Source organism: Microbacterium sp. NPDC088619 (genome assembly GCF_044752825.1).
Lineage (GTDB): Bacteria > Actinomycetota > Actinomycetes > Actinomycetales > Microbacteriaceae > Microbacterium.
Genome location: NZ_JBIVLZ010000002.1, coordinates 37,894 through 60,147 on the forward strand (window position 1 = coordinate 37,894; position 22,254 = coordinate 60,147).

Genomic DNA, 22,254 nt, shown 5'->3' on the forward strand with positions numbered 1-22,254 from the left:
TGAAGCTGACCTCACCCGCGTCGCTCGACCGACCGGCTGCCGCGGGCCTCACTCCGAGTACTGCGCCGGAATCGCGAGCTCCTGACCGATCTGCAGCTCTCCGCCGCGCAGCAGATTGAGACGCGTGATGTCACCGATCACTTCGCGCGGATCGGCCTCGGGTGCGATGCCCTCTGCGATCGACCAGAGTGTGTCGCCGGGCATCACGGTCACGGTCGCGAACGACGCCGTGGCGGCCTGCTCACCCGACGCCATCGCGCTGCCCCCGCTGAGTGCTGCGAAGGCGATTCCCACGGCGAGGGGAAGCGCGGCGACGGAGAGCACGACGCGTCGACCACGCGCCGTCAGCCGGAGCCGCGTCGCCGGACGAACCGGAAGGACTGCTGCGCTGCTGAAGGTGATGGTGCTCATGTCGTGCTCCTCTGCATCTACCGCGTGGGCGGTGAAGTTGGCGTAGCGTTCGCATCCGCGCCTCGGCCGGGAGCCGTGGATGCGAAGCTACGTTCCGAAGTTATCTTCGAATTCGAACATCTGTCAAGCGTTCTTCGAAACAGAAGTGCGGGAATCGACCGACACGCTCGAACAGATCTTCCACTTCGGCGCGATTCTCGGATACGGTTTCGATGAGAACACCCCACCACGGGCCTCCGACATTCGAACTGAGACGCCGGATCGCACACCTGAGGAGCACCATGAGCGACAACTCCGCCACCGAGTCCGAGGCTCCGCGCACTCGCCGCCGGAAGAGCCTCAGCCCCAAGCAGATGGCGATCCTCGAAGTGATCCAGACGTCGATCAGCCGGCATGGGTACCCGCCGAGCATGCGCGAGATCGGCGACGCCGTCGGGCTCAAGTCGTTGTCCAGCGTGACCCATCAGCTGGGTCAGCTCGAGCTCAGCGGCTATCTGCGGCGCGATCCCGGCAAGACCCGCGCGATGGAGGTCCTGATCGACCTTCCCGGAACGAGCGGTGAGAACCCCGCTGACGTGGCGACGCCCGTCGGAGACGCCGCGCTCGTTCCTCTCGTCGGCCGCATCGCCGCCGGCGTCCCGATCACGGCCGACCAGCAGGTCGAGGAGATCTTCCCGCTCCCCCGTCAGCTCGTCGGCAAGGGCGACCTCTTCATGCTCAAGGTGTCGGGCGAGTCGATGATCGACGCCGCGATCTGCGACGGCGACTGGGTCGTCGTCCGTTCGCAGAGCAGCGCTGAGAACGGCGAGATCGTGGCCGCCATGCTCGACGGCGAGGCCACCGTCAAGGTGCTCCGCCGACGCGACGGCCACACCTGGCTGCTCCCCCGGAACTCAGCGTTCGAGCCGATCCTCGGCGACGAATCCGTCATCCTCGGCAAGATCGTCGCGGTGCTCAGGGCCGTCTGAACCCCGTCACCCGGGTCCCGCGAATCGGCCGCACCCGGAAACTCCGGCAATGCCGCCTCGGTCCGCCATGGATGACGCTGCGCGCCGGTGCACCATAGGCTCGAAGCATGTCGTCGCCGTTCGGTACCTGGCCCTCTCCGTTCACTCCCGACCGGATCGCCGCATCCTCTCCGAGGATCGACGGCGCTGCGTTCGTCGGCGATGAGATCTGGTGGGGCGAGTCGGTGCCTTCCGAGGGCGGGCGCCTGACCGTGCGCAGCTCGAGCGGCGCCGAGATCCTTCCCGCACCCTGGAGCGCCCGTTCGCGGGTGCACGAGTACGGGGGCGGAGCGTGGACGGCGGATGCCGACGGCACGCTGTACTTCGTCGACGCCAAGGACCAGCGTGTGCACCGAATGCCACGCGGGGGCGCCCCGGAGCCCCTCACTCCCGCGGGACCGGCACATGGCGGCCTGCGCCTGCAGAACGGTCGGCTGTTCGCCGTCCGGGAGGACCTCTCCGTCGATCCTCACCAGCGCGGAATCGTCGAGATCCCGACCGATGGATCGGCGTCGGACGATCCGGCGCTGCTGCAGCTGCTGGTGCAGGGAGAGTCTTTCTACGCACATCCGGCGCTGTCTCCGGATGGGACTCGCGCCTCGTGGGTCGAGTGGACCGGCGAGAGGATGCCGTGGCAGCACGCCTCGCTGGTGCTCTCCGACGGTCTCGGGCGCACGGAACTGGCCACGCGGGCTGCGCTCCAGCCGGAGTGGACGGATGACGGCGAGATCCTGTACGCGGATGACCCCTCTGGTCGGTGGGCGCTGCACCGTCAGCGCGTGGACGGTCTGCACGCTCTCGGTCGCGCGGAGCAGATCGATCACACCGACGCCGACACGGGATACGGACTCTGGGTGCTCGGCAATCGCTGGTACCGGCCTCTCGCGGACGGCCGCATCGTGGCGGTGCGCACGAACGGACGCGACGAGGTGGTCGTCATCGAACGGGACGGCAGCGCCCGCCGCATCCTCGTCCCCGCCGACGGCCATGTCAGCGTCGACGATGTCGCGGACTCCCGTGTTCTGCTTTCTGGCAACAGCTCGACGACGACGCCCGGGGTCTGGTGCGTCGACGTCGAATCCGGCGATGTCGAGGTGGTCACGGGAGGGGCTGCGGCGGATCCGGCATGGATGCCCGCAGCATCCGAGTTCCTGGTCGATGGCGCGCACGGCCGCGTCCACGCCTTCGTCTACCCGCCGACGAATCCATCGGAGTCAGCGCCGGAAGGCGAACTCCCGCCGTACATCGTGCTGGTGCACGGCGGCCCCACCGCCCATGTGACGGGCGCAGCATCAGCAGCCATCGCGTTCTGGACGAGCCGTGGCATCGGCGTGCTCGACGTCAACTACGGCGGATCGACCGGCTACGGACGCTCGTACCGAGCGCGCCTCGACGGCGGGTGGGGTGTGGTCGACGTCGACGACGTGATTGCCGCCGCGCGGGGCCTCGCCGGCGCAGGGCTCGCGGACCCCGATCGCATCGCGATCCGCGGTGGCTCGGCCGGAGGCTGGACGGTGCTCTCGTCGCTGGTGCGGGGCGGGACGTTCGCCGCAGGCATCAGCGGGTACGGCGTGGCCGACCTGCGGATGCTGAGCGAGCACTCGCACGATTTCGAGGCGCACTACGTCGAGGGACTGGTGGGGCCGCTGCCCGAAGCCGAGGCTGTGTATGTCGATCGTTCGCCCCTGACCCACGCCGATCGGATCGACGTGCCGGTGCTGCTGATGCAGGGAGCGGAGGATCGTGTCGTGCCTCCGTCGCAGTCCGAGGCGATCCGCGATGCGCTGGCGCGCCGAGGCGTCGAACACGAGTATGTCCTCTACCCGGGTGAAGGCCACGGCTTCCGCGCGAGCGAGACCATCGTCGACGCCCTCGAGCGGGAGCTGGCGTTTCTCGGACGCGTGTTCGGCTTCACGCCCGCGCGCTGATCACTCGCCGACGCGGTTGCGCAGGCGCATGGCGCGGTCGGCCTCGCGGGTGTCCTGACGCTCACGCAGCGTCTGACGCTTGTCGTATTCCTTCTTGCCCTTGGCGAGCGCGATCTCGACCTTCGCGCGACCGTCGGAGAAGTACAGCTTGAGTGGAATCAGCGTGTATCCGCCCGCGGACACGGCATGCTGCAGTTTCGCGATCTCCTCGCGGTGCAGCAGCAGCTTGCGGACGCGCTTGGCGGAGTGGTTGGTCCAATGCCCCTGCGAGTACTCGGGAATGTGCACGGAATCGAGGAAGACCTCGTTCCCTTTGACGAATGCATACCCGTCGCTGAGGTTCGCGCGCCCCTGGCGCAGCGACTTGACCTCGGTGCCGGTGAGCACCATCCCCGCCTCGTACGACTTCTCGATGTTGTAGTCGTGACGTGCGCGACGATTGGTCGCGATGACCTTCTCCCCGCGTTCCCTGGGCATGATTCTCTCCTGATCCGTGTCGTGCGGTAATTTCAGAGCCCGATCCGGGCGCACGACAGCCTGTCAGTCTATACCGGCGAACCGGTCAGGTGCGAAGCCAGCGCCGGATCGCGAAGCCCGCGGAGAGTGCGGCCAGCACGACGCCGATGCCGATCAGCACCGGGACGACGACGATCGCATCCTGCATCGACACCCAGGTCGTGATGAACGGGACACGTCCTCGGAGGTATCCGTCGACGCCGAAATGCACACCGGCGACGACCGCCGCGCTCGCGAGAGCGGAGCCGAGGAAAGCCGCGAACACGCCCTCCAGCACGAACGGCGTCTGGATGAAGCGGTTGGATGCACCCACCAGACGCATGATCCCGATCTCCTTGCGCCTGGCGTAGGCGGAGAGTCTGATGGTCGTGCCGATCAGCAGGATCGCAGCGATCAGCATCAGCGTGGCGATGCCCACGGCGATGTACGTCGCGACCGTCAAGGCCGAGAAGAGCGGCTCGAGGTACTGCAACTGGTCCTGCACCTGCTCGACACCGGCGACGCCGTTGAACGCCTCGGAGATCACCTGCGACTGGCCGGGGTCCTTCATGGTGACGAAGAAGACCTCGAACGCCTGTTCAGGGGTGATCACGCTCGCCTGGTCTTCGCCGAGCTGTTCGACGAGCTTGGCGTAGGTGTCTTCCTTGGAGTCGAAGCTGACCTCGCTGATCAGAGGAGCGAGCGCCTCGCCCTCGAGCTGGGCTCGGACCGCGTCCACCTGCTCTTCCGAGGCTCCCCCATCGACGCAGGTGTCCTGTTCGGAGATGTCGGAGCACATGTACACCGCGACCTGGGCCCGCTCGGTCCAGTAGCCGCGCATGGTGCCGATCTGCGCCTGCATCAGGATCGCGGCGCCGACGAACGTCAGAGACACGAAGGTGACGAGCACGACGGAGATGACCATCGAGATGTTTCGCCGAAGACCCCCGAGGGCCTCTGTGAGGATGAGTCCGATTCTCATGATGTCGGCCCCACTTCCTCGTTGCCCTCGTCGGAGAGGCCGAGGCGGTCGGCCACGCCGAGCTCGGCGACGTCGACCTGCGGCATCACGATGGGATGCGTCCGAGGCGCGGCCGGCGGCTGGACGACGATGGGCTGCTCTTCGGCGACGGGCGGCTCGATCGGCGCTGCCTGGGCCTCCGGGGTCTCGGATGCGGTCGGCACGGCGTCAGCGGATGCTCCCGCGGCCTTGCGCTGCGCACTGAGCTCCTCCGCGAGCGCCGCACGGACGACGGAGAGGTCGGCCGTCTGGCGCTGTACCTCCTGCACGGCGGTCAGGGCGGCGGCAGCTGCGGCACCCCGAACCTCCTCAGGGACGAGGCGCGGGATGTTCGATGTGTCGCCGTATCCGCCGTGCACCTCGTCTCGCACCATCTCGCCATCGCGGAGCTCGATCACTCGCCGCTGCATCTGGTCGACGAAGCCTGCCTCATGAGTCGCCATGAGCACGGTCGTACCGCCCGCGTTGATCCGCGCGAGAAGCTGCATGATGTCGACCGACGTCGCCGGATCGAGGTTTCCGGTCGGCTCGTCGGCGAGCAGGACCTGGGGGCGGTTGACGAGCGCTCGAGCGATCGCGACGCGCTGCTGCTCTCCACCGGAGAGCTCGTGCGGCATCCGCTTCTGCTTGCCGTCGAGCCCGACCAGGGCGAGCGCCTCGGGGACGGCCTGCTGGATGAAACCGCGCGACGAGCCCGTCACCTGCAGCGTGAAGGCGACGTTCTGATAGACGGTCTTCGACGGCAGGAGTCGGAAGTCCTGGAACACGGATCCGATGTGGCGGCGGAAGTACGGCACCTTGCGGTTCGCGAGCGAACGCAGGTCCCTCCCGAGCACGGCGACACGACCGGTCGTCGGCACGTCCTCTCGGAGGATCAGCCGCAGGCAGGACGACTTGCCCGACCCTGAAGCGCCCACGAGGAAGACGAACTCCCCGCGCTGCACTTCGAAGTCGACATCGGACAGAGCGGGCCGTGAGGTCCCGCGATAGCGTTTCGTGACGTTCTCGAACCGAATCATGGCGATTCGAGCCTAAGCGCGCCCGTTCGTCTGCTCGCGAGCGACACCCCGCGGGAGCCCCCTGGGTGTCGCACCGCACTGCTATACATGGAGGTGCCGATCCATGCGATCAGCGTGGACGAGACTCGAGGGGGAAACCATGACGACGCCTGCAGGCTGGTACGACGACGGATCCGGACGCCAGCGCTGGTGGGACGGCACCCAGTGGACCGAGCATTTCGCACCGATCGTCGAATCCGCCGAATCCGCCGCGGGCGAATCGACCGTCGGTTCGACCGGCGACGAGGCGACGAGCGCCGGTTCCACCTCCGACTCCGACTCCGCGGAGAGCGCAGTTCATGGCTCGTCCGTCGGGTTCCCGGAGTCCGCGGCCGATGCCGAGACCGCCGCGTCGATCGGGTCGGTCGCTGCCGTCGAGAGCCAGTCCTGGAACACCCCCGCGCCGTCCGACTCCGAGTCGGAGGCCCAGGCTCCGGCGGAGGCGCCTGCTGACGGGGTCGTGGATCCTGAGCCTGCATCCTCCTGGTCGGTCTCCCCGGCTTCCGCAGACGAGCCCGCAAGCGCGCAGGAGTCGGAGTTCACCGCACCGGGCAGCGCGACGCCTGCCGAGGACGCCGTGCAGCCGTATGGCGGGGGCGCACCCTCGTACCCCGGTGCCGCTGCTCCTGCTCAGCCCCAGGAGTACCCCGTCACCGCCGGCTACCCGGGGTCCGCAGCGCCGAGCTACCCGGGCGCCGCAGCCTACGCGCCCGCCGGACAGCAGTACGGCGCCCCCGCAGGCTACCCGCCCGCCTACGGGGCGACGGCACCCGCGGCGCCGTCGGGTCCATCGATCCTCGGCCTCGTCGGGCTCGGGCTCGCGGCGCTCGGCACCATCCTGTCGTGCATCCCCGTGATCTTCTGGCTCGGCTGGCTCCTGCTGGGCGTGGGATTCATCGTCTCCCTGATCTCCCTGTTCCTCAAGGGCAAGAAGTGGCCGGGCATCTCCGGCCTCATCCTCTCGGTGATCGGTGCGATCATCGCCGTCGTCATGTTCTTCGTCATCGTCTTCGCGACGGTGTCCGAGGCCGTCCGCGATCTGCCGACCGCACCGCCCTCGAGCGACACCGGCACCGGCACCGAAACGGACCCCGGCACTGAGGAGGGCACGGGCACGCCCGAGGTCGCCGAAGGCGAGATGGGCTCCCCCGTGCCGATCACTCAGATGTCCGCCACGAGCGAGGTCACGATCCATTCCGCGACGTGGGCGACGAGCGACGGCTCGAGCATCCCCTCGACCAACGGCGGCTACGTGATCCTCGACGTCACCTTCACCGGCGTCTCGGGCACGAGCTACCTGAGCGCGTTCAACTTCGGCATCGAGACCGCTGAGGGCGTCGAAGGGACGTACGACTACTACGTCGACGGGATCGTGGCGGAAGAACTCGAGCCCGGCGACACGGTCGACGGCAAGATCACCTTCGACGTCGCGCAGAGCGAGTCCTACGACGTGATCTTCACCGACGAGCTCCTGCAGGAGGTCACGCGCATCACCGTCACCCCGTCTGCCGGCTAGACGCGGCGCAGGGCGAAACCGGCCGGCGGTGCCGGGCGGTTCGTATCGCCGGCGGGCCCGTGCCAGGATGCTTCGGCATCCGGCACGGGCCCGCTTCTGTTCCGATCACGTTTGCCGCGTTGCCGGGTTGCCGCGTGCAACGGTCGGAGTTCGATCCACTCGGGATGGAGGGTCGAGCGGGCCCGTGCATCGCCGTGGGGGCAGACGCGAAAGCGGGCCGCCTCGATGAGGCTGCCCGCTGAGAGTGGAGCGTTCGCTCAGTCCTCGTCTTTGCGCTTGCGCCAGCGGATGCCGGCCGAGATGAACCCGTCGAGATCGCCGTCGAACACGGCGGCCGGGTTGCCGGACTCGTGCCCGGTGCGGAGGTCCTTCACGAGCTGCTGGCCGTAGAGGAAGTACGAGCGCATCTGGTCGCCCCAGCTCGCCGTGATGTTGCCGGCGAGCTCCTTCTTCTTCGCAGCTTCCTCCTCCTTCTGCAGGAGCAGAAGGCGGGTCTGCAGCACGCGCATGGCCGCCGCGCGGTTCTGGATCTGCGACTTCTCGTTCTGCATCGACACGACGATGCCGGTCGGCAGGTGGGTCAGGCGCACTGCGGAGTCGGTCGTGTTGACCGACTGGCCACCGGGCCCCGACGAACGGAACACGTCGACGCGGATGTCGTTCTCGGGGATGTCGACCTCGGTCGCCTCCTCCATGAGAGGGATGACCTCGACCGCCGCGAACGACGTCTGACGCTTGTCGGCGGAGCCGAACGGGCTGATGCGCGCGAGGCGGTGCGTGCCGGCCTCGACCGACACGGTGCCGAAGGCGTAGGGTGCGTCGATCTCGAACGTCGCCGACTTGATGCCCGCTCCCTCGGCGTACGAGGTGTCGAGCACCTTGACGGGATACTTGTGACGCTCGGCCCAACGCAGGTACATGCGCATGAGCATCTCGGCGAAGTCGGTGGCGTCGTCGCCTCCGGCACCCGAGCGGATCGTGATGATGGCGGACCGCTCGTCGTACTCGCCATCCATCAGCGTCTGGACCTCGAGCTGGTTGATGATGTCGGTGAGCGCGTTGAGCTCGGCGCGAGCCTCGACAGCCGACTCCTCGTCGCCCATCTCGTTCGCGAGGCCGACCAGAACCTCGAGGTCGTCGAGTCGACGACCGATGCCCTCGACCCTCGCGAGCGCCGACTGGCGGTGGCTCAGCGCGCTGGTCACCTTCTGGGCTCGTTCGGGGTCGTCCCAGAGGTCCGGCACGCCGGCTTCCTCACTGAGACGCGCGATGTCGGAGCGGAGGGTCTCGACATCGATGACCTCGCGGATGTCACCGTAGGTGAGTCGCAGGGCCTGGATGTCGGCGGAGAGATCGAGTTCGAGCATGTCGCGTCCAGCCTAACGTGCCGCCTGTGCGGGCGGGTACGGCGTTCGAACGGGAGTAGCGTGAAACGTGTGAGCAGCGCATCCACGGTCCTGAGGCGGTTCGGGCCGATGGTGTACCTCCCGACCGTGCTCTTCTCGCTCGGCGAGGGCGCGGTGATCCCGCTCATTCCGGTGATCGCCGCTCGAATGGGCGCAGATATCGCCTTCGCCGCACTCGTGGCATCCGCGCTCGTGGTCGGCCAGCTCTGCGGAAACCTCCCTGCCGGCTGGGCCGTGGGACGCATCGGCGAGCGCTTCACGATGGTGATCGCCGGCGTGATCGCGATCGGCGCCGGCGTGGGCATGGTCTTCGCCCCCACGCTCGGCGTGCTGGCGGCATCCGTCTTCCTCCTGGGCTTCTGCGCGGCGGCCTTCGGACTCGCCCGTCATGCCTTCATGACGACGAGGGTGCCGATCGCCTTCCGCGCTCGAGCCCTCTCACTGCTCGGCGGGAGCTTCCGCCTCGGGATCTTCATCGGACCCTTCGTCGCGGCCGGACTGCTGCAGCTGTTCGGCTCGGAGTCGGCGGCGATCTGGTTCTTTCTCGGCTGTCTCGTCGTGATGGTGCTGCTCGTGCTGCTCGGTCCCGATCCTGAGAAGACGATCGCGCCGACGACCGCTGTGCGCACCGCGGCGCTCGCGGATGATTCGGGCGAGCCTGTCACGGGCTCGATTCCCACGGCCGCCCGCGCGGGCATCTTCCGCACCATGTGGCAGCAGCGCGGCGTGCTCGGCCGCCTCGGCCTCGCCGCCGCATCCTTGTCGGCTGTGCGGTCGGCGCGACAGGTCGTGCTGCCGCTGTGGGGCCTCTCGCTCGGTCTCGACGCCTCGACGATCGCGTTGGTCGTCGGGATCTCAGGGGCGATCGACTTCGCACTGTTCTATGCGAGCGGCCAGGTGATGGACCGGTTCGGACGCCTCTGGGCGGCGATGCCGGCGATGGTGCTGATGGGTGCGGGGTTCCTCGCGCTCTCCTTCACGCATGATCTCGATGCCGCCGTGCTGTGGTTCGGCATGTTCGCCGCCGTGCTCGGGGTCGGCAACGGGCTCTCGAGCGGCATCCTGCTCACGCTCGGGGCCGACGTCGCCCCGAAGAGCGAGCCTGCTGCGTTCCTCGGCTCGTGGCGCACCCTGACGGATGCGGGAGGAGCCGTCGCTCCCCTGATGGTGTCGGCGATCGTGGCGATCGCCTCCCTGCCGGTGGCGGCAGCGGCCATGGGAGTGATCGGCCTCGTCGGTGCGGGCGGGTTCATCCGCTGGATCCCGCGGTTCGTGCCCCGCACGAAACAGGACCCCTCGTGAGCGCTCTCGGCGCCGACGTGCACCGCCTCGTTCTGGGTGCCGCGGTGTCTTCCGAGCGCGAGCGCGCGAGCCAGGTCGACTTCGCGCGCCGCTTTCCCGACGATCACGGACCCGTCTCCCGAGACGACGGCCCGCGCCACGCCACGGCGTCGGCGCTCGTGTTCGACCCGTCGCTCACCCGCACGCTGCTGGTCTTCCACGCCAAGGGGCAGTTCTGGGTGCAGCCCGGCGGGCATCTCGAGCCCCACGATACGTCCATCGCGCAGGCCGCTCTGCGTGAGCTGCGGGAGGAGACCGGTGTCGACGTGCCCGCTCTCGTCGAGCCCCTCGTGTGCGACCTCGATCACCACGCCCTGTCATCGGCCTTCGGACGCTGCGCCTCGCACCTCGACATCGGGGTGGCGGTGGTCGTCGGGGACGACGCCGACCTCATCGTGAGCGAGGAGTCGGAGGACGTGCGCTGGTGGCCGATCGAAGGGCTGCCCGCGCAGGTGCCTGATGGATTTCCGGGGCGAGTGCGCCGGCTGCGGGACCGACTGGTGAGCCGACTCTGACGACCTGACGGTCTCGCGTGCTCACGACCTTTCCGCACCGCTGGCTCGCGAAGGCGCGGTCAGGCACGGTCAGCGCAGAGCGGTCCTGCTCGTCCCTGTCGACTCCAGGCGTATCCCTTCGGGAACGAACGGTGCCACGAGCGGCGGCTTCCACACGATGGCGACTCTCACCCGCGAGGACTGGCCGTCCGGGCTCGACGCGGACTCCAGAGTCACCGCTGCGGGGAGCGCTGCGAGCAGCGCCTCGGCCTGATCTCGGACGCCCTGATCGGTGAGATCGGCGCGCGCAGTCCCGTCGTCGACTGCCAGCGTGAATCCGTCCGCTCCGGCGAGCGCTGCTGCGTCGGCGATGGCATCGAGTCTCCGCTGCGAGATGTCGAGGTCGGTCGCGCACACGCTCACGAAGATGAGGGCGAGTGCGAGCAGCGCGTAGCCGAGAGTCAGGAGCAGCACGCTTCCGTCGTCGTCTGCCCGCCTCATCCGCCGCCCCACAGACGAGAGATCTTCTGCACCGCCGAACCCTCGACTCCGATCGATGCGGTCTCGTCCAGTCCGAGGATCGGCGGGATGAGCGGCAGTGCGACCGACGTCGCGACCACGACGGTCATGGTCGCCCCCGCGGACGGACACGCCACCTCGATCGGCGTACAGGTCACGGACACGTCGATCGATTCGGTATCGATGCCGTACTGCTCCGAGATGCTCGCGAGGACTCGTTCGCTCCGGGTGGCGGCCGCGGCGGCATCCGGAGCGAGCGCGATCGCTCGCGCGGTATGCCGTGCAGCGGCCTCGACTCCCAGCGCCTGCTCCTGGATGGCCCCGAGCGCGATGATGAGATACACGAGCGGCACGAGCAGGATGACGCCGACGGCGATGAACTCGAGGGCCGCTGACCCGTCGTCATCCATCATCGAAGGACTCCTCCGGTGCATGCGCCTGCACCTCCAGCGCGAAGGGCACGCCGAGGAGCCCGATCAGCGGAAGCGTCGTGCGGATGCGAACCTCGATAGTCGGCTGAGCGAGCGACATCGAGCGAACGACCGTCACATCTTCGGCGTATGCCTCGCCGACTGCGCGAATGATGCCCTGCCGTGCCCGCTCGGCCCCCTCCTCTGGGCTCGTGTCTGCCAGAGCGGCGTAATAGGCACCGTCGATCGCCGCATCGTGCACGACGTTACGCACGTAGACGGCGAGCGCGAGCTGAATCACACCGAGGGTGAGGAGAGTGAGCAGCGTGCCCACGAGCACGAACTCGACCGGGCTCGATCCGCGGTCGTCCGCGAGGGAGATTCGTACAGATGCATCAGGCATCGGGAACGCCAGTCAGAGCCCCGACACACGCTGGATGGCCTGCTCGAACAGCGCACTGAGCGCGGGGCCGGCGACCGCCCAGATCACCACGACAAGTCCGGCCGTCATCAATGTGACCAGCACCCATCCTGGAACGTCTCCGGATTCGTCGTCGACGAGATCCTGGAGAAGATCGTGAGGGCGCGAGGTCGCGAAGCGCGCCCTCCCGAGCGGAGAAGTGTTCATGTCGTCCTTTCGTGATCGCTCAGCCGATGCCGAGTCGCAGAATGAAGAGGCCCGGGTAGATGGCGAAGAGCACCGAGAGCGGGAGGATCAGGAACACCAGTGGCAGGAGCATCAGAATCTCCTTGCGACCGGCCTGTTCGATGAGGATCCGTTTGGCGTCTTCGCGCGCGTCGCCGGCTTGCGCGTGCAGAACGGCAGCGAGCGGGGCGCCGTGCTCGAGCGCGGCGATCACCTGGTCGATCGCGCGGGAGAGGCCCGGAAGCTGCAGTCGAACGCCCATCTCGGCGAGGGCGTCAGCGAGAGGTGATCCCGTGCCAACGGCGAGTACCACGCGTCGGAACTCACCGGTGAGTTCTCCGGAGCCGATTGCGGCGACCCGCCGCAGCGAGTCGAGGAAGCCCTCACCCGCCGACAGACAGAGAGCGAGGAATTCGAGCGTCGTCGGCAGTTCGTCGGTCAATCGAGCTCGACGGGACGAGACTCGCGCCGTCAGTTGCATGTCGTATCCGAACCCCGCAGCGGCACCCAGGATGCCGGGTAGCAAGGCGATCGGCGGAGACATCCGTCCCGCGATGGCGAGGACGATGACAGCGATCGCGCCGGCCACGATGCCTGCGAGCACCCAGCCGAGCTGGCGCCCGCGGAAAGCGCCCTGCTCCAGGCTGAGCCCGGCCTGCTGGATACGGCGGCTCAGCGCTTCGCCACCGCCGAGCAGACGCTCGAAGGCCGTCAGCGATCGGAGCCAGACCGTCCTGTCCCCTGCGGAGAGCACTCCGACCCGTGGGAGTGCTCCGTCAGGCAGGTCGCCATCCGGAACGACGTCCCGTACGTATGGTGCGATCCGCAGCGCCAGCGACGATGCCGACCAGTGCGGCAGTGCGGCGAGGATGCAGAGCACGCCAGATCCGAGCGCGACACCGCCGAGAACCGCGACCGCCACCGCGGAGACGGGATTCATCCGAACCACCTCCCCGGCTCGGGCAGGCGCCCGATGTGGATCATGACGCGGTACGCGATCACCGATACGGCAGCCCCGAGGCAGATCACCAGCATGCCCTCCGCTGTGCCGTAAGCGGCAGCTCCCTCGGGGCGCAGCACGAGCAGACCGAGGATCACCCAGGGCGCGACAGCCCCGAGCACGGCCGCGCCGCGAATCCAGGACTGCCGAGCTTCGACCTCACCTCGGAGCACGGCGTCTGCACGGACCGATGACGACAGCGCGCGCAGAACGCCGCTGAGCTCGGTTCCGCCGACCTGTCTCGCCATGCGCAGCGTTTCGATGATCCGGTCGGCGATGGGGTCGGCCAGCGCGGACTTCAGCCGATCGAGGCTCGTGTCGAATCGGCCGGTGGCACGCAGATCCTTGGCGAAGACCACGAAGGCGGGCCGGATCATAGAAGGCGAGGACTCGGCCAGGCTCGCGACGGCGTCGGGCAACGACAGTCCGACCCGAATGGAAGCGATCAGAAGATCGCAGACGTCGGGCCAGAGCTGTCGCCGCAGCTTGCGCAGCCGCATGCGGCGGGAGCGTACGAAGACGATCGGCGATACAGCGGCGGTCGCGCCCGCAAGGCCGACGAGGACCGGAATGGCTGTGAGGAGCCAGACGAGAGAGGCCGCGGCGAGCGCGACCGTCGCCATCACCACAAGGAGCGTGCGCGGACTGACTGATCCGAAGCCGCCCTCTTCGAGCAGTCGAGACAGATACCCGCGGCGCCTGATTTTCTCTTCCTCCGGACGGGGAGGCCACAGCCATGGCGACCCGCACAGCAGCACGCCGGCGGCGAACATCGCGCCGAGCAGCACCGTCACCGAGTGCCTCCCGCACGATGCCGCTCGCCGCGTCGCCATGCGGTCCCGTCTGAGACGGTCGGCACGCCGTCCCGGGTGCGCCCGCCGTCCCGGGTCAGCACGCCGTCCCGGGTGTAGACCTCTCGCGAGACGATCCGCCCGTCTCTCACCTCTCCCGTCGGCGCTATGACCTCGTGCACCCGCCGGACTCCGTCGTCACCGCGCACGCAGTGCACGACGAGATCGACCGCTCCCGCGAGCGCGGGCACGATGAACGAACGATCTATGTTCCGCCCCGCGAGCAACGGCAGCAGGGTGAGCTTGTCAAGCGCCTCTGCGGCGGAGTTCGCGTGCACGGTCGCTGCTCCCGGCACACCGGTGTTCAGTGCGAGGACGAGGTCGAGCGCCTCCGCGTCTCTGACCTCGCCCACCACCAGACGATCGGGCCGCATCCTGAGCGCCTCTTTCACCAGTCTCCGCAGTGTGATCTCTCCCGTTCCCTCAAGACTCGCCTGACGCCCCTGCAACGAGACGACATCGGGTCCCTGCACAGCGAGCTCGAAGGTCTCCTCGACTGTGATGATCCGCTGGCGGTCGGAGCACGACGCGAGCAGCGCGCCGAGGAAGGTGGTCTTGCCCGCGTGGGTGGCGCCCGACACGACGACGCTCTTGCCGGCGAGCATCGCCTGGCGCAGTGCGTCGCCGAGTTCTGCGGGCAGAGCACCGTGCTCGACCAGCGCGTCGAGGGTGCGGAAGCGGGGCAAGAATTTTCGGATGTTGACCGAACAGGATCCGCGGACCACATCTGCGATGGCGACGTGCAGGCGCGACCCGTCGGGAAGGGATGCATCCACGAACGGCTGACTGATGTCGACACGGCGGCCGGTGGACTGCAGCATCCGCTCGACGAGGTCGCGCAGAGCCGAATCGGTGAGACGCAGCTCGATGTGTTCGGCGACTCCGCCTCGCGCGATGTGGATGCTCTCGGGTCCGTTGAGCCAGATCTCCTCGATCTCCGGGTCGTCGAGCAGCGACTGCAATGCACCGAAGCCGCTCACTGCTGCGAGCACGTCGCGCACGCATGCGGCTTCGTCGTCGATCATCGCCGCACCGCGCGCGAGCGCCAGATCGTTGAACTTGCGCACCTCGGCCAGCGTGACGGTGCGCGCCGCCGCCGAGTCGAAGGTCGGATCCGTGCCCTCAGCGCGGAGTCGCTGCCGAACGCGCTCTGCGACGAGGACGGAAGGCTGGATCACCCGAGCATCCTCGCAAGGATCGAACCCCGCCCGTCGGAGTTATCCACAGCAACGGGGCGCGGTCTGCGGGCGGATCCCCAGCATCGGCGGATGCCCCGATCAGTAGACTTATCTCACCGCGCGGGAGTGGTGGAATTGGCAGACACGCAGGATTTAGGTTCCTGTGCCCTAGGGCGTGTGGGTTCAAGTCCCACCTTCCGCACCGATCTGTCGCATCCCCACGCGACCGACGACCTGACCGCCGCACAGCGCACGACGACGGGAATTCCATGCATCACGCCGCTCTCATCCCCTGGCTCGACCCCGCCACCATCATCGGATCGGCCGGGCCGTGGGCGCTTCTCGTGGTGTGCTTCATCGTCTTCGCCGAGACGGGTCTGCTGGTGGGGTTCCTGCTCCCCGGCGACACGCTGCTCGTGATCTCGGGGCTGCTGTCGCACCCGCTCGCGGGTTCGGAGCACGGGGTCTTCGGCATCAACGTGTGGATCGTGGCCCTGCTCATCGGCCTCTCGGCATTCGTCGGCGGTGAAGTCGGCTATCTCATCGGTCACAAGGGCGGACCAGCGGTCTTCGAGCGCAAGGAATCGGGGCTCTTCAGCAAGAAGAACGTCGAGCGGACGAACGCCTTCTTCGAGCGCTTCGGGGGCATCACCGTCATCCTCGCCCGATTCGTGCCGATCGTGCGCACCTTCGCGCCGGTCGCGGCCGGTGTGGGCCACATGCCGTGGCGCCGCTACACGCTGTACAACCTGATCGGCGCGATCCTCTGGGGCTTCGGTCTGACCATGTTCGGCTACGCCATCGGGTTCATCCCGCCGGTCGCGCACTTCGTCGAGAGCTACATCGATCTGATCCTGCTCGCCGCAGTCGGCGGCACGGCGCTGATCACCGTCTGGCACTACTTCTCAGAGCGTCACAAGGCCAAGAAGGAGGCGGCGGCCGGCGAGGGAGAGACCGACGCCGCCGAGGCCGAAGAGCTCGCTCTCGACCGTGAGGTCTTCGACCGCGCTCCCGACTTCGACGGCGACGGCAAGCACTGATCTCGAACGACTGAGAAAGGCGGGCTGAGGACTCAGCCCGCCTTCTTCTTGCTCGGGCTCTTCTTGGTGCTCGCCTTCTCGTCTGACGACTCCGATCGCGCGGCCTTCGTGCGAGCGACGCTGGCACGCAGCGCCTCCATCAGGTCGATGACCTCGCCGCTCTTGGCATCGCCTTCGCCGTCGGCCTCACCGAACGTCTCCGAGACGTCGAATGTGTCGCCCGCCTCGATCTTCGCGTCGATCAGCGTGCGGAGCTCCTTCTGATACTCGTCGACGAACGACTCGGGGTCGAAGTCGGCCGAGTAGCTGTCGACCAGGGATGCCGAGAGCTCGAGCTCCTTCTTCGAGATCCGGACGTCCTCGTCCAGCGCCGGGAACGCCGCCTCGCGCACCTCATCGGCCCACAGCAGCGTCTGCAGCACGAGCACCTTGCCGCGCACGCGGAGTGCCGCGAGGCGAGTCTTCTGCCGCAGGGTGAACCGCACGATCGCCGTGCGGTCGGTCTGCTCGAGCGTCTTGCGCAGCAGCACGTAGGCCTTGGGCGACTTCGAGTCGGGCTCGAGGTAGTAGGGCTTGTCGAGAGTGAGCAGATCGACCTGGTCGGAGGGCACGAACTCGACGACGTCGATCTCGCGGCTTTTCTCCGCGGGGAGTGCCGCCAGGTCGTCCTTGGTGAGAACGACCGTATGGCCCTCGTCGACGTAGGCGCGGTCGATGTCGGCGTAGGCCACGGTCTCGCCGCACACCTCGCAGGTGCGCTGATACCGGATGCGCCCGCCGTCCTTCTCATGCACCTGATGCAGCGGCACATCGTGGTCCTCGGTGGCGGAGTACACCTTGACCGGCACGTTCACGAGGCCGAAGGTGAGCGCGCCCTTCCAGATCGTTCTCATGACCCCAGTGAACACCAGCCGCCCGGGTGGGGGCCAGTACCTTGACTACGCTGGCGCTATGGCTCCGGAGGCGCAGAACGTGCAGATCGACGGCCGTCGGCTGCGCATCACCAACCTCGACAAGGTCGTCTACCCCGAGACCGGCACCACCAAGGGCGAGATCATCGCCTATTACACGGCGATCGCGCCCCACATCCTCCCCCTCCTCGAGGGTCGCCCGGTCACCCGCAAGCGCTGGGTCGAGGGGGTGGGAACTGCGGGCGCCCCCGCCGATTCCTTCTTCACCAAGCAGCTGGAGCCCGGCGCGCCGAGTTGGATCCCGCGGCACGAGATCCAGCATTCCGACGGCCCGAAAGAGTATCCGCTCGTCGACGACGTGCCGACTCTGGTCTGGCTTGCGCAGGTCGCAGCGATCGAGCTTCATGTGCCCCAGTGGCGCTTCGCTCCGAATGGACTGCCCGGCATGCCCGACCGCCTCGTGCTGGACCTCGACCCGGGGCCCGGCGTCGGACTCGCGCAGTGCGCTGAGGTCGCCCGCATCGCCCGCGCCCTGCTGACCGACATCGGCCTCGACCCGGTGCCCGTCACCAGTGGCAGTAAGGGCATCCACCTGTACGCCGCTCTTCCCGGTCAGCAGACCAGCGACGAGATCTCCGCCGTCGTGAAGGAGATCGCCCGACTCATCGAGACCGAGCATCCCGACCTCGCCACCAGCACCATGGCGAAGGCTGCCCGCGGAGGCAAGGTCTTCCTCGATTGGAGTCAGAACAACGGCAAGAAGACGACCATCTCCCCGTACTCGATGCGCGGCCGCGCCCAGCCGTGGGTGGCCGCTCCCCGCACCTGGGACGAGCTCGACGACCCCGACCTGGCGCAGCTCGACTTCGCGACCGTGCTGGAGCGCGCGGAATCGGGGATCGATCCGATCGCAACGCTGCGCACCGAACACCCCCCCGAGGGCCCGCGCCGAGTCGAGGCGAAGTCGGAGCAGGACCCCACCGCGAGAGCCGCGCGACCAGCCACCGGGCGTCCCCGACAGCGCACCTCCGGGGCACCGAGCGCCTCCACACCAGGCTCCCCCGCATCCGTCTCCCCCATGCTCGCCGAGAACGGCACCCCGGCCATCGCCCGCAGCCTCAGCTCCCCCTCGTGGGTCGAGGTGAAGTGGGACGGCATCCGCGCGATCGGTACCTGGGCCGATGGACGGATGCTGCTGCATGCCCGCAGCGGCACGGACATCACCGCCCGCTATCCCGAGCTCACGGCTGACGGAGCACCCTTCCTGCCGGTGGCCGACGCGATCATCGACGGCGAGATCGTGGCGTTCGACCCGCACGGCCGGCCGAGCTTCTCGATGCTGCAGAACCGCATGCACCTGACTCGGCCCCGCGAGATCGAGCGCGAGGTCGTGCGCACCCCGATCGTCTACATGGCCTTCGATCTGCTGCGCCTCGACGGCCATGACCTCAGCTCGATGCCGCTCTCGCAGCGACGCACCCTGCTCGAAGACGTGATCTCCGACCTCGATGCGCCGGTGCAGGTGCCGCCCGTGTTCGACGACCTCGACGCGGCCCTCGCTGCGAGCGACGAGTTCGGCCTCGAAGGTGTCGTCGTGAAGGATCCGGCGTCGCGCTATCGCCCGGGTCAGCGCTCGCCGTCGTGGCTCAAGCTCAAGCACACGCGGATGCAGGAGGTCGTCATCGTCGGCATCCGCCCCGGCAAGGGTAACCGGGAGGGGACGTTCGGCTCACTGCTGCTCGCTGTTCCCGACGACGGCCGACTGAGGTACGTCGGCCGCGTGGGCACCGGATTCACTGACCGCATGCTGCGCGACCTGCTGGCCAGCCTCGCGACCCTGCGCGTCGATTCGGCGCCGCTCGACGGGGTCCCGGCCCTCGATGCCTCGGATGCTCTGTGGGTCGAGCCGGAGCTCGTGGGCGAAGTCGAGTTCGCGAACTGGACTCCCGACGGAGTGCTCCGCCATTCGCGTTGGCGAGGGCTGCGCCCCGACAAGACCCCCGCAGAGGTCGTCGTCGAAGCCTGACACCTCACGCGTGGTGCGGTTCGCAGTCCGACTGCTCGGCCGGTTCGATCTGGAACGTCGAGTGCGCGACGTCGAAATGGTGCGACAGGCAGGACTGCAGGTCGCTCAGCAGCTTCGCGGATCGCCCGTCGGCGAGGAGCGCCGGATCGACGCTTACGTGCGCGCTGAACACCGGAGCACCGCGGGTCAGCTGCCACACGTGCACATCGTGCACTCCGACGACCCCGTCGTAGTCGAGGAGGTGCTGGCGGATGTCGCTGACCGCGGTGCCCTTCGGCGCCGATTCCGAGAGCACCGAGAACACCTCACGAAGAAGCGAGATCGCGCGAGGAATGATCAGCACCGCGATCATCAGCGACGCGATCGCATCAGCCGGCATCCATCCCGTCGACACGATCACGATCGCGGCGATGATCACCATCGCCGAGCCGATCAGGTCGCCCATCACCTCGAGGTAGGCGCCGCGGACGTTGATGCTGGTGCGCTGGGCACGGCTCAGCAGCCACATCGAGATCGCGTTGGCGACGAGACCCACGACCGCGACGAGGAGCATCAGCCCACCCACGACCTCGGTCTCACCCGGGTTCAGCAGACGACCGACGGCCTCGATCCCCACCCATCCGGCAAGCAGGATCAGGATGATCGCGTTGATCAGCGCTCCGAACACCTCGGCTCGCTGATATCCGAAGGTGCGTCGGTCATCCGCAGGTCGCGCCGCGACCGCCGCGGCGATGAGCGCGATCACGAGCGCCGACGCATCGGTGAACATGTGAGCGGCATCCGCCAGCAGCGCGAGGGAGCCGGTGAAGATCGCGCCCACGACCTGCACGACCATGATGGTCGCGGTCAGACTCAGGGAGATCGCCAGAAGACGGCGATGACTCGCGGAGCGGATGCCGCCGGCGGCGGGCGCGTGATCGTGCATGCCTCCAGGCTAGACCGGGGATCGGGCGGTTCGGCGGGTCTGGGCGCAGTCGGGAATGGTGATGATTCTCAGTAGCCGCACGTTCTCAGCGCAGGCGTGTGTACTCCAGCACGACACAGCCGTTGTCGAAGGCGCGCACCTGATCGAGGCCGAAGTGCGTCGGCGCGAAGGGGTGGCTCGTCATCGGGATGCCGGAGCCGGCGATGACCGGGTACTTCTTGACGATCAGGCGATCGATCTCGTCGAGCAGCACCCCCGCGAGCACTGCCCCTCCCGCCAGGTAGATGCCGAGACCGGACTCAGCCTTGAGCTCGCGCACCCGCGCGACAGGATCCCGGCGCACGATTTCGACGTTCGCCTCACCAGGGTCGTCGAGCGAGCCGCTGAAGACGACTGTGCGCAACTGCGAGTACGGGTCGGTGATGCCCGCCTGCAGAGCGGGCTCGTATGTTCGACGCCCCATCACTACGGTGTCGAACCGGATGAGCGGCTCGTCGGCGCCTCCCCGACCGGCGCGGACGAATGCTGGCTGGATGTCGGAGAGTTCCGTGCCGAGCGTCTCGGCGAAAGCGGAAGTCACGGGATAGAAGTCGACCTCGTCGGCGGGTCCCGCGATGAACCCGTCGAGGGTCACGCCGATGTAATAGGTGAGTTCTCGCATGTCGATCAGATTAACCACTACGCATGAAGTACGTCAAGCGTAGTGGTTAATCCCTGTCAGAGATCGGCGAGCAACGGCATCAGTTCCACGAACGCACGCGCGCGGTGCGACTGCGCCTGCTTCTCGTCGGCCGTGAAATCTCCCACGGTGCGTTCGGCACCCTCCGGCTGGTCGTCCGGGATGAAGATGGGGTCGTAGCCGAACCCACCCCCGCCGGATGCCGCGGTGGCAAGGCGCCCCGGCCAGTTCCCCACGACCACGTGCTCCGCACCCTCGGGGGTCACCAGCGCGATGGTCGAGTTGAAGTGGGCGGTACGGTGGGGATCCGCGACGTCGCGCAGCTGGTCGAGCAGCAGCCCGAGGTTCGCCTCAGCATCCTTCTTCTGTCCCGCCCAGTACGCCGAGAACACCCCGGGCGACCCGCCCAGAACGTCGACGCAGATGCCCGAGTCGTCAGCGAGGGCAGCGAGGCCCGTGTGCCGCGCGGCGGCGCGCGCCTTGATCAAAGCGTTCTCCGCGAAGGTGACGCCGTCCTCGACTGGCTCCGGGCCGTCGTAGGCGATGATCTCGAGATCGGGGCGCGTCGACGCGACGATCTGCTGGAACTCCGCGACCTTGTGGGGATTGTGAGTGGCCAGGACGACCTTCATCAGCCCGCGAGCGCCTTCAGCTGGTGGTCCTTCAGGTCGGCGCATCCCGCGACACCCAGCTCGAGCAGAGCATCGAGCTCCCGCTTGTCGAAGGGCGCCCCCTCTGCGGTGCCCTGCACCTCGACGAAGAGCCCACGGCCGGTCACGACGATGTTCATGTCGGTCTCGGCGCGGACGTCTTCGACGTATGCGAGATCGAGCATGGGCTCGCCGTCGATGATGCCCACCGAGATCGCGGCCACCGAATCGAGCAGCGGCGTGGCGTTCTTGCCGATGAACTTCTTCTCCCGGCCCCACTCGATCGCATCCGCGAGCGCGACGTATGCTCCGGTGATCGCAGCGGTGCGCGTCCCTCCGTCGGCCTGCAGCACGTCGCAGTCGATGACGATCGTGTTCTCGCCGAGAGCCTTGGTGTCGACCACGGCGCGGAGCGCGCGACCGATCAGGCGGGAGATCTCGTGGGTGCGTCCGCCGATACGGCCCTTGACGCTCTCACGGTCGTTACGGCTGTTGGTCGCGCGAGGCAGCATCGAGTACTCGGCGGTGACCCACCCCTTGCCCTTGCCCGTGAGCCAGCGAGGCACGCCGTTCGTGAACGAGGCCGTGCACAGCACCTTGGTGCCCCCGAAGCTGATCAGCGCGGATCCCTCAGCGTGGCTGCTCCATCCGCGTTCGATCGTGATCTCGCGGAGCTGGTCGGTGGAGCGGCCGTCGGCGCGGACGATGCTGGTCATGGGATTCCTTCGGGTGGAGGTGGATG

Annotated in this window: 24 protein-coding genes and 1 tRNA gene; 8 read left to right on the plus strand and 17 right to left on the minus strand. The window is 68.0% G+C overall.

From position 1 onward, the window contains the following. Positions 1-48: 48 nt before the first annotated feature. On the minus strand, positions 49-411 hold the full coding sequence (locus ACIP5T_RS14635) for a LysM peptidoglycan-binding domain-containing protein (RefSeq protein WP_400864909.1): 363 nt from the start codon (positions 409-411) through the stop codon (positions 49-51). A 281-nt stretch (positions 412-692) separates the two neighbouring features. Here ACIP5T_RS14635 and lexA point away from each other — a divergent pair, with 281 nt between their 5' ends. Beyond that, entirely contained in the window at positions 693-1,379 is a 687-nt protein-coding gene (gene lexA / locus ACIP5T_RS14640) for a transcriptional repressor LexA (protein WP_400864912.1), read from the plus strand. Between the two features lie 107 nt (positions 1,380-1,486). Further along, positions 1,487-3,346, plus strand: a complete 1,860-nt coding sequence (locus ACIP5T_RS14645; protein WP_400864915.1) for a prolyl oligopeptidase family serine peptidase — start codon at positions 1,487-1,489, stop codon at positions 3,344-3,346. On the opposite strand, the gene smpB is transcribed toward ACIP5T_RS14645, so the two are convergent. The 3 genes from smpB to ftsE all read right to left on the minus strand — a co-directional run bounded on the left by smpB (position 3,347) and on the right by ftsE (position 5,881). Beyond that, a complete protein-coding gene (gene smpB, locus ACIP5T_RS14650) occupies positions 3,347-3,823 on the minus strand; it encodes an SsrA-binding protein SmpB (RefSeq protein ID WP_042536531.1) in 477 nt (158 codons plus the stop codon). 85 nt (positions 3,824-3,908) lie between these two features. Continuing rightward, positions 3,909-4,823 carry a permease-like cell division protein FtsX gene (gene ftsX / locus ACIP5T_RS14655; protein ID WP_400864918.1) on the minus strand — a complete coding sequence of 305 codons (915 nt, stop codon included), beginning with the start codon at positions 4,821-4,823 and terminating at the stop codon, positions 3,909-3,911. Then, positions 4,820-5,881 carry a cell division ATP-binding protein FtsE gene (gene ftsE, locus ACIP5T_RS14660; RefSeq protein ID WP_400864921.1) on the minus strand — a complete coding sequence of 354 codons (1,062 nt, stop codon included), beginning with the start codon at positions 5,879-5,881 and terminating at the stop codon, positions 4,820-4,822. The genes ftsX and ftsE overlap by 4 nt, the downstream gene beginning before the upstream one ends. 139 nt (positions 5,882-6,020) lie before the next feature. Here ftsE and ACIP5T_RS14665 point away from each other — a divergent pair, with 139 nt between their 5' ends. Further along, on the plus strand, positions 6,021-7,436 hold the full coding sequence (locus ACIP5T_RS14665; protein ID WP_400864924.1) for a DUF2510 domain-containing protein: 1,416 nt from the start codon (positions 6,021-6,023) through the stop codon (positions 7,434-7,436). Between the two features lie 257 nt (positions 7,437-7,693). Here ACIP5T_RS14665 and prfB read toward each other — a convergent pair whose 3' ends face one another. Then, positions 7,694-8,803, minus strand: a complete 1,110-nt coding sequence (prfB, locus tag ACIP5T_RS14670) for a peptide chain release factor 2 (RefSeq protein WP_400864927.1) — start codon at positions 8,801-8,803, stop codon at positions 7,694-7,696. Between the two features lie 108 nt (positions 8,804-8,911). Here prfB and ACIP5T_RS14675 point away from each other — a divergent pair, with 108 nt between their 5' ends. After that, positions 8,912-10,144 carry an MFS transporter gene (locus ACIP5T_RS14675; RefSeq protein ID WP_400866972.1) on the plus strand — a complete coding sequence of 411 codons (1,233 nt, stop codon included), beginning with the start codon at positions 8,912-8,914 and terminating at the stop codon, positions 10,142-10,144. Continuing rightward, a complete protein-coding gene (locus ACIP5T_RS14680; protein ID WP_400864930.1) occupies positions 10,141-10,698 on the plus strand; it encodes an NUDIX hydrolase in 558 nt (185 codons plus the stop codon). Before ACIP5T_RS14675 ends, ACIP5T_RS14680 begins: the two co-directional genes overlap by 4 nt. A 69-nt stretch (positions 10,699-10,767) precedes the next feature. Here the strand turns inward: ACIP5T_RS14680 and ACIP5T_RS14685 are convergent, their stop codons facing one another. The 7 genes from ACIP5T_RS14685 to ACIP5T_RS14715 are packed head-to-tail and all read right to left on the minus strand — an operon-like array spanning position 10,768 to position 15,281. After that, the gene (locus tag ACIP5T_RS14685) at positions 10,768-11,178 is read right to left on the minus strand and encodes a hypothetical protein (RefSeq protein WP_400864933.1); all 411 of its coding nucleotides are present in this window, start codon (positions 11,176-11,178) and stop codon (positions 10,768-10,770) included. Then, the gene (locus ACIP5T_RS14690; protein WP_400864935.1) at positions 11,175-11,609 is read right to left on the minus strand and encodes a TadE family protein; all 435 of its coding nucleotides are present in this window, start codon (positions 11,607-11,609) and stop codon (positions 11,175-11,177) included. Before ACIP5T_RS14690 ends, ACIP5T_RS14685 begins: the two co-directional genes overlap by 4 nt. Beyond that, entirely contained in the window at positions 11,599-12,009 is a 411-nt protein-coding gene (locus ACIP5T_RS14695; RefSeq protein ID WP_400864938.1) for a TadE/TadG family type IV pilus assembly protein, read from the minus strand. Before ACIP5T_RS14695 ends, ACIP5T_RS14690 begins: the two co-directional genes overlap by 11 nt. A 12-nt stretch (positions 12,010-12,021) precedes the next feature. After that, positions 12,022-12,234 (minus strand): hypothetical protein, encoded by a 213-nt coding sequence (locus ACIP5T_RS14700; RefSeq protein ID WP_400864941.1) that lies wholly within the window; start codon positions 12,232-12,234, stop codon positions 12,022-12,024. Positions 12,235-12,253: 19 nt separating this feature from the next. Beyond that, the gene (locus ACIP5T_RS14705; RefSeq protein ID WP_400864944.1) at positions 12,254-13,192 is read right to left on the minus strand and encodes a type II secretion system F family protein; all 939 of its coding nucleotides are present in this window, start codon (positions 13,190-13,192) and stop codon (positions 12,254-12,256) included. Further along, positions 13,189-14,046, minus strand: coding sequence for a type II secretion system F family protein (locus ACIP5T_RS14710; RefSeq protein ID WP_400864947.1), 858 nt, complete (start codon positions 14,044-14,046; stop codon positions 13,189-13,191). Before ACIP5T_RS14710 ends, ACIP5T_RS14705 begins: the two co-directional genes overlap by 4 nt. Next, positions 14,043-15,281, minus strand: a complete 1,239-nt coding sequence (locus ACIP5T_RS14715; protein ID WP_400864950.1) for a CpaF family protein — start codon at positions 15,279-15,281, stop codon at positions 14,043-14,045. Before ACIP5T_RS14715 ends, ACIP5T_RS14710 begins: the two co-directional genes overlap by 4 nt. Before the next feature lie 120 nt (positions 15,282-15,401). Between ACIP5T_RS14715 and ACIP5T_RS14720 the strand changes: the two genes are divergently transcribed. Then, a tRNA-Leu gene (locus ACIP5T_RS14720) sits at positions 15,402-15,483 on the plus strand. A 67-nt stretch (positions 15,484-15,550) separates the two neighbouring features. Further along, positions 15,551-16,321 carry a DedA family protein gene (locus ACIP5T_RS14725; protein ID WP_400864954.1) on the plus strand — a complete coding sequence of 257 codons (771 nt, stop codon included), beginning with the start codon at positions 15,551-15,553 and terminating at the stop codon, positions 16,319-16,321. A 32-nt stretch (positions 16,322-16,353) separates the two neighbouring features. On the opposite strand, the gene ACIP5T_RS14730 is transcribed toward ACIP5T_RS14725, so the two are convergent. Continuing rightward, on the minus strand, positions 16,354-17,214 hold the full coding sequence (locus tag ACIP5T_RS14730) for a Ku protein (protein WP_400864957.1): 861 nt from the start codon (positions 17,212-17,214) through the stop codon (positions 16,354-16,356). A 58-nt stretch (positions 17,215-17,272) separates the two neighbouring features. Between ACIP5T_RS14730 and ligD the strand changes: the two genes are divergently transcribed. After that, positions 17,273-19,258 carry a non-homologous end-joining DNA ligase gene (gene ligD, locus ACIP5T_RS14735; protein WP_400864960.1) on the plus strand — a complete coding sequence of 662 codons (1,986 nt, stop codon included), beginning with the start codon at positions 17,273-17,275 and terminating at the stop codon, positions 19,256-19,258. Between the two features lie 4 nt (positions 19,259-19,262). Here the strand turns inward: ligD and ACIP5T_RS14740 are convergent, their stop codons facing one another. The 4 genes from ACIP5T_RS14740 to rph form a co-directional block, all read right to left on the minus strand. Next, positions 19,263-20,183: a cation diffusion facilitator family transporter gene (locus ACIP5T_RS14740; RefSeq protein ID WP_400864963.1), complete on the minus strand. Its 921-nt coding sequence runs from the start codon at positions 20,181-20,183 to the stop codon at positions 19,263-19,265. 85 nt (positions 20,184-20,268) lie between these two features. Then, positions 20,269-20,844 carry a dihydrofolate reductase family protein gene (locus ACIP5T_RS14745; protein ID WP_400864966.1) on the minus strand — a complete coding sequence of 192 codons (576 nt, stop codon included), beginning with the start codon at positions 20,842-20,844 and terminating at the stop codon, positions 20,269-20,271. 56 nt (positions 20,845-20,900) lie between these two features. Continuing rightward, positions 20,901-21,494, minus strand: a complete 594-nt coding sequence (rdgB, locus tag ACIP5T_RS14750; protein WP_400864969.1) for an RdgB/HAM1 family non-canonical purine NTP pyrophosphatase — start codon at positions 21,492-21,494, stop codon at positions 20,901-20,903. Beyond that, entirely contained in the window at positions 21,494-22,228 is a 735-nt protein-coding gene (gene rph, locus ACIP5T_RS14755) for a ribonuclease PH (RefSeq protein WP_400864972.1), read from the minus strand. The genes rdgB and rph overlap by 1 nt, the downstream gene beginning before the upstream one ends. Positions 22,229-22,254 lie beyond the last annotated feature (26 nt).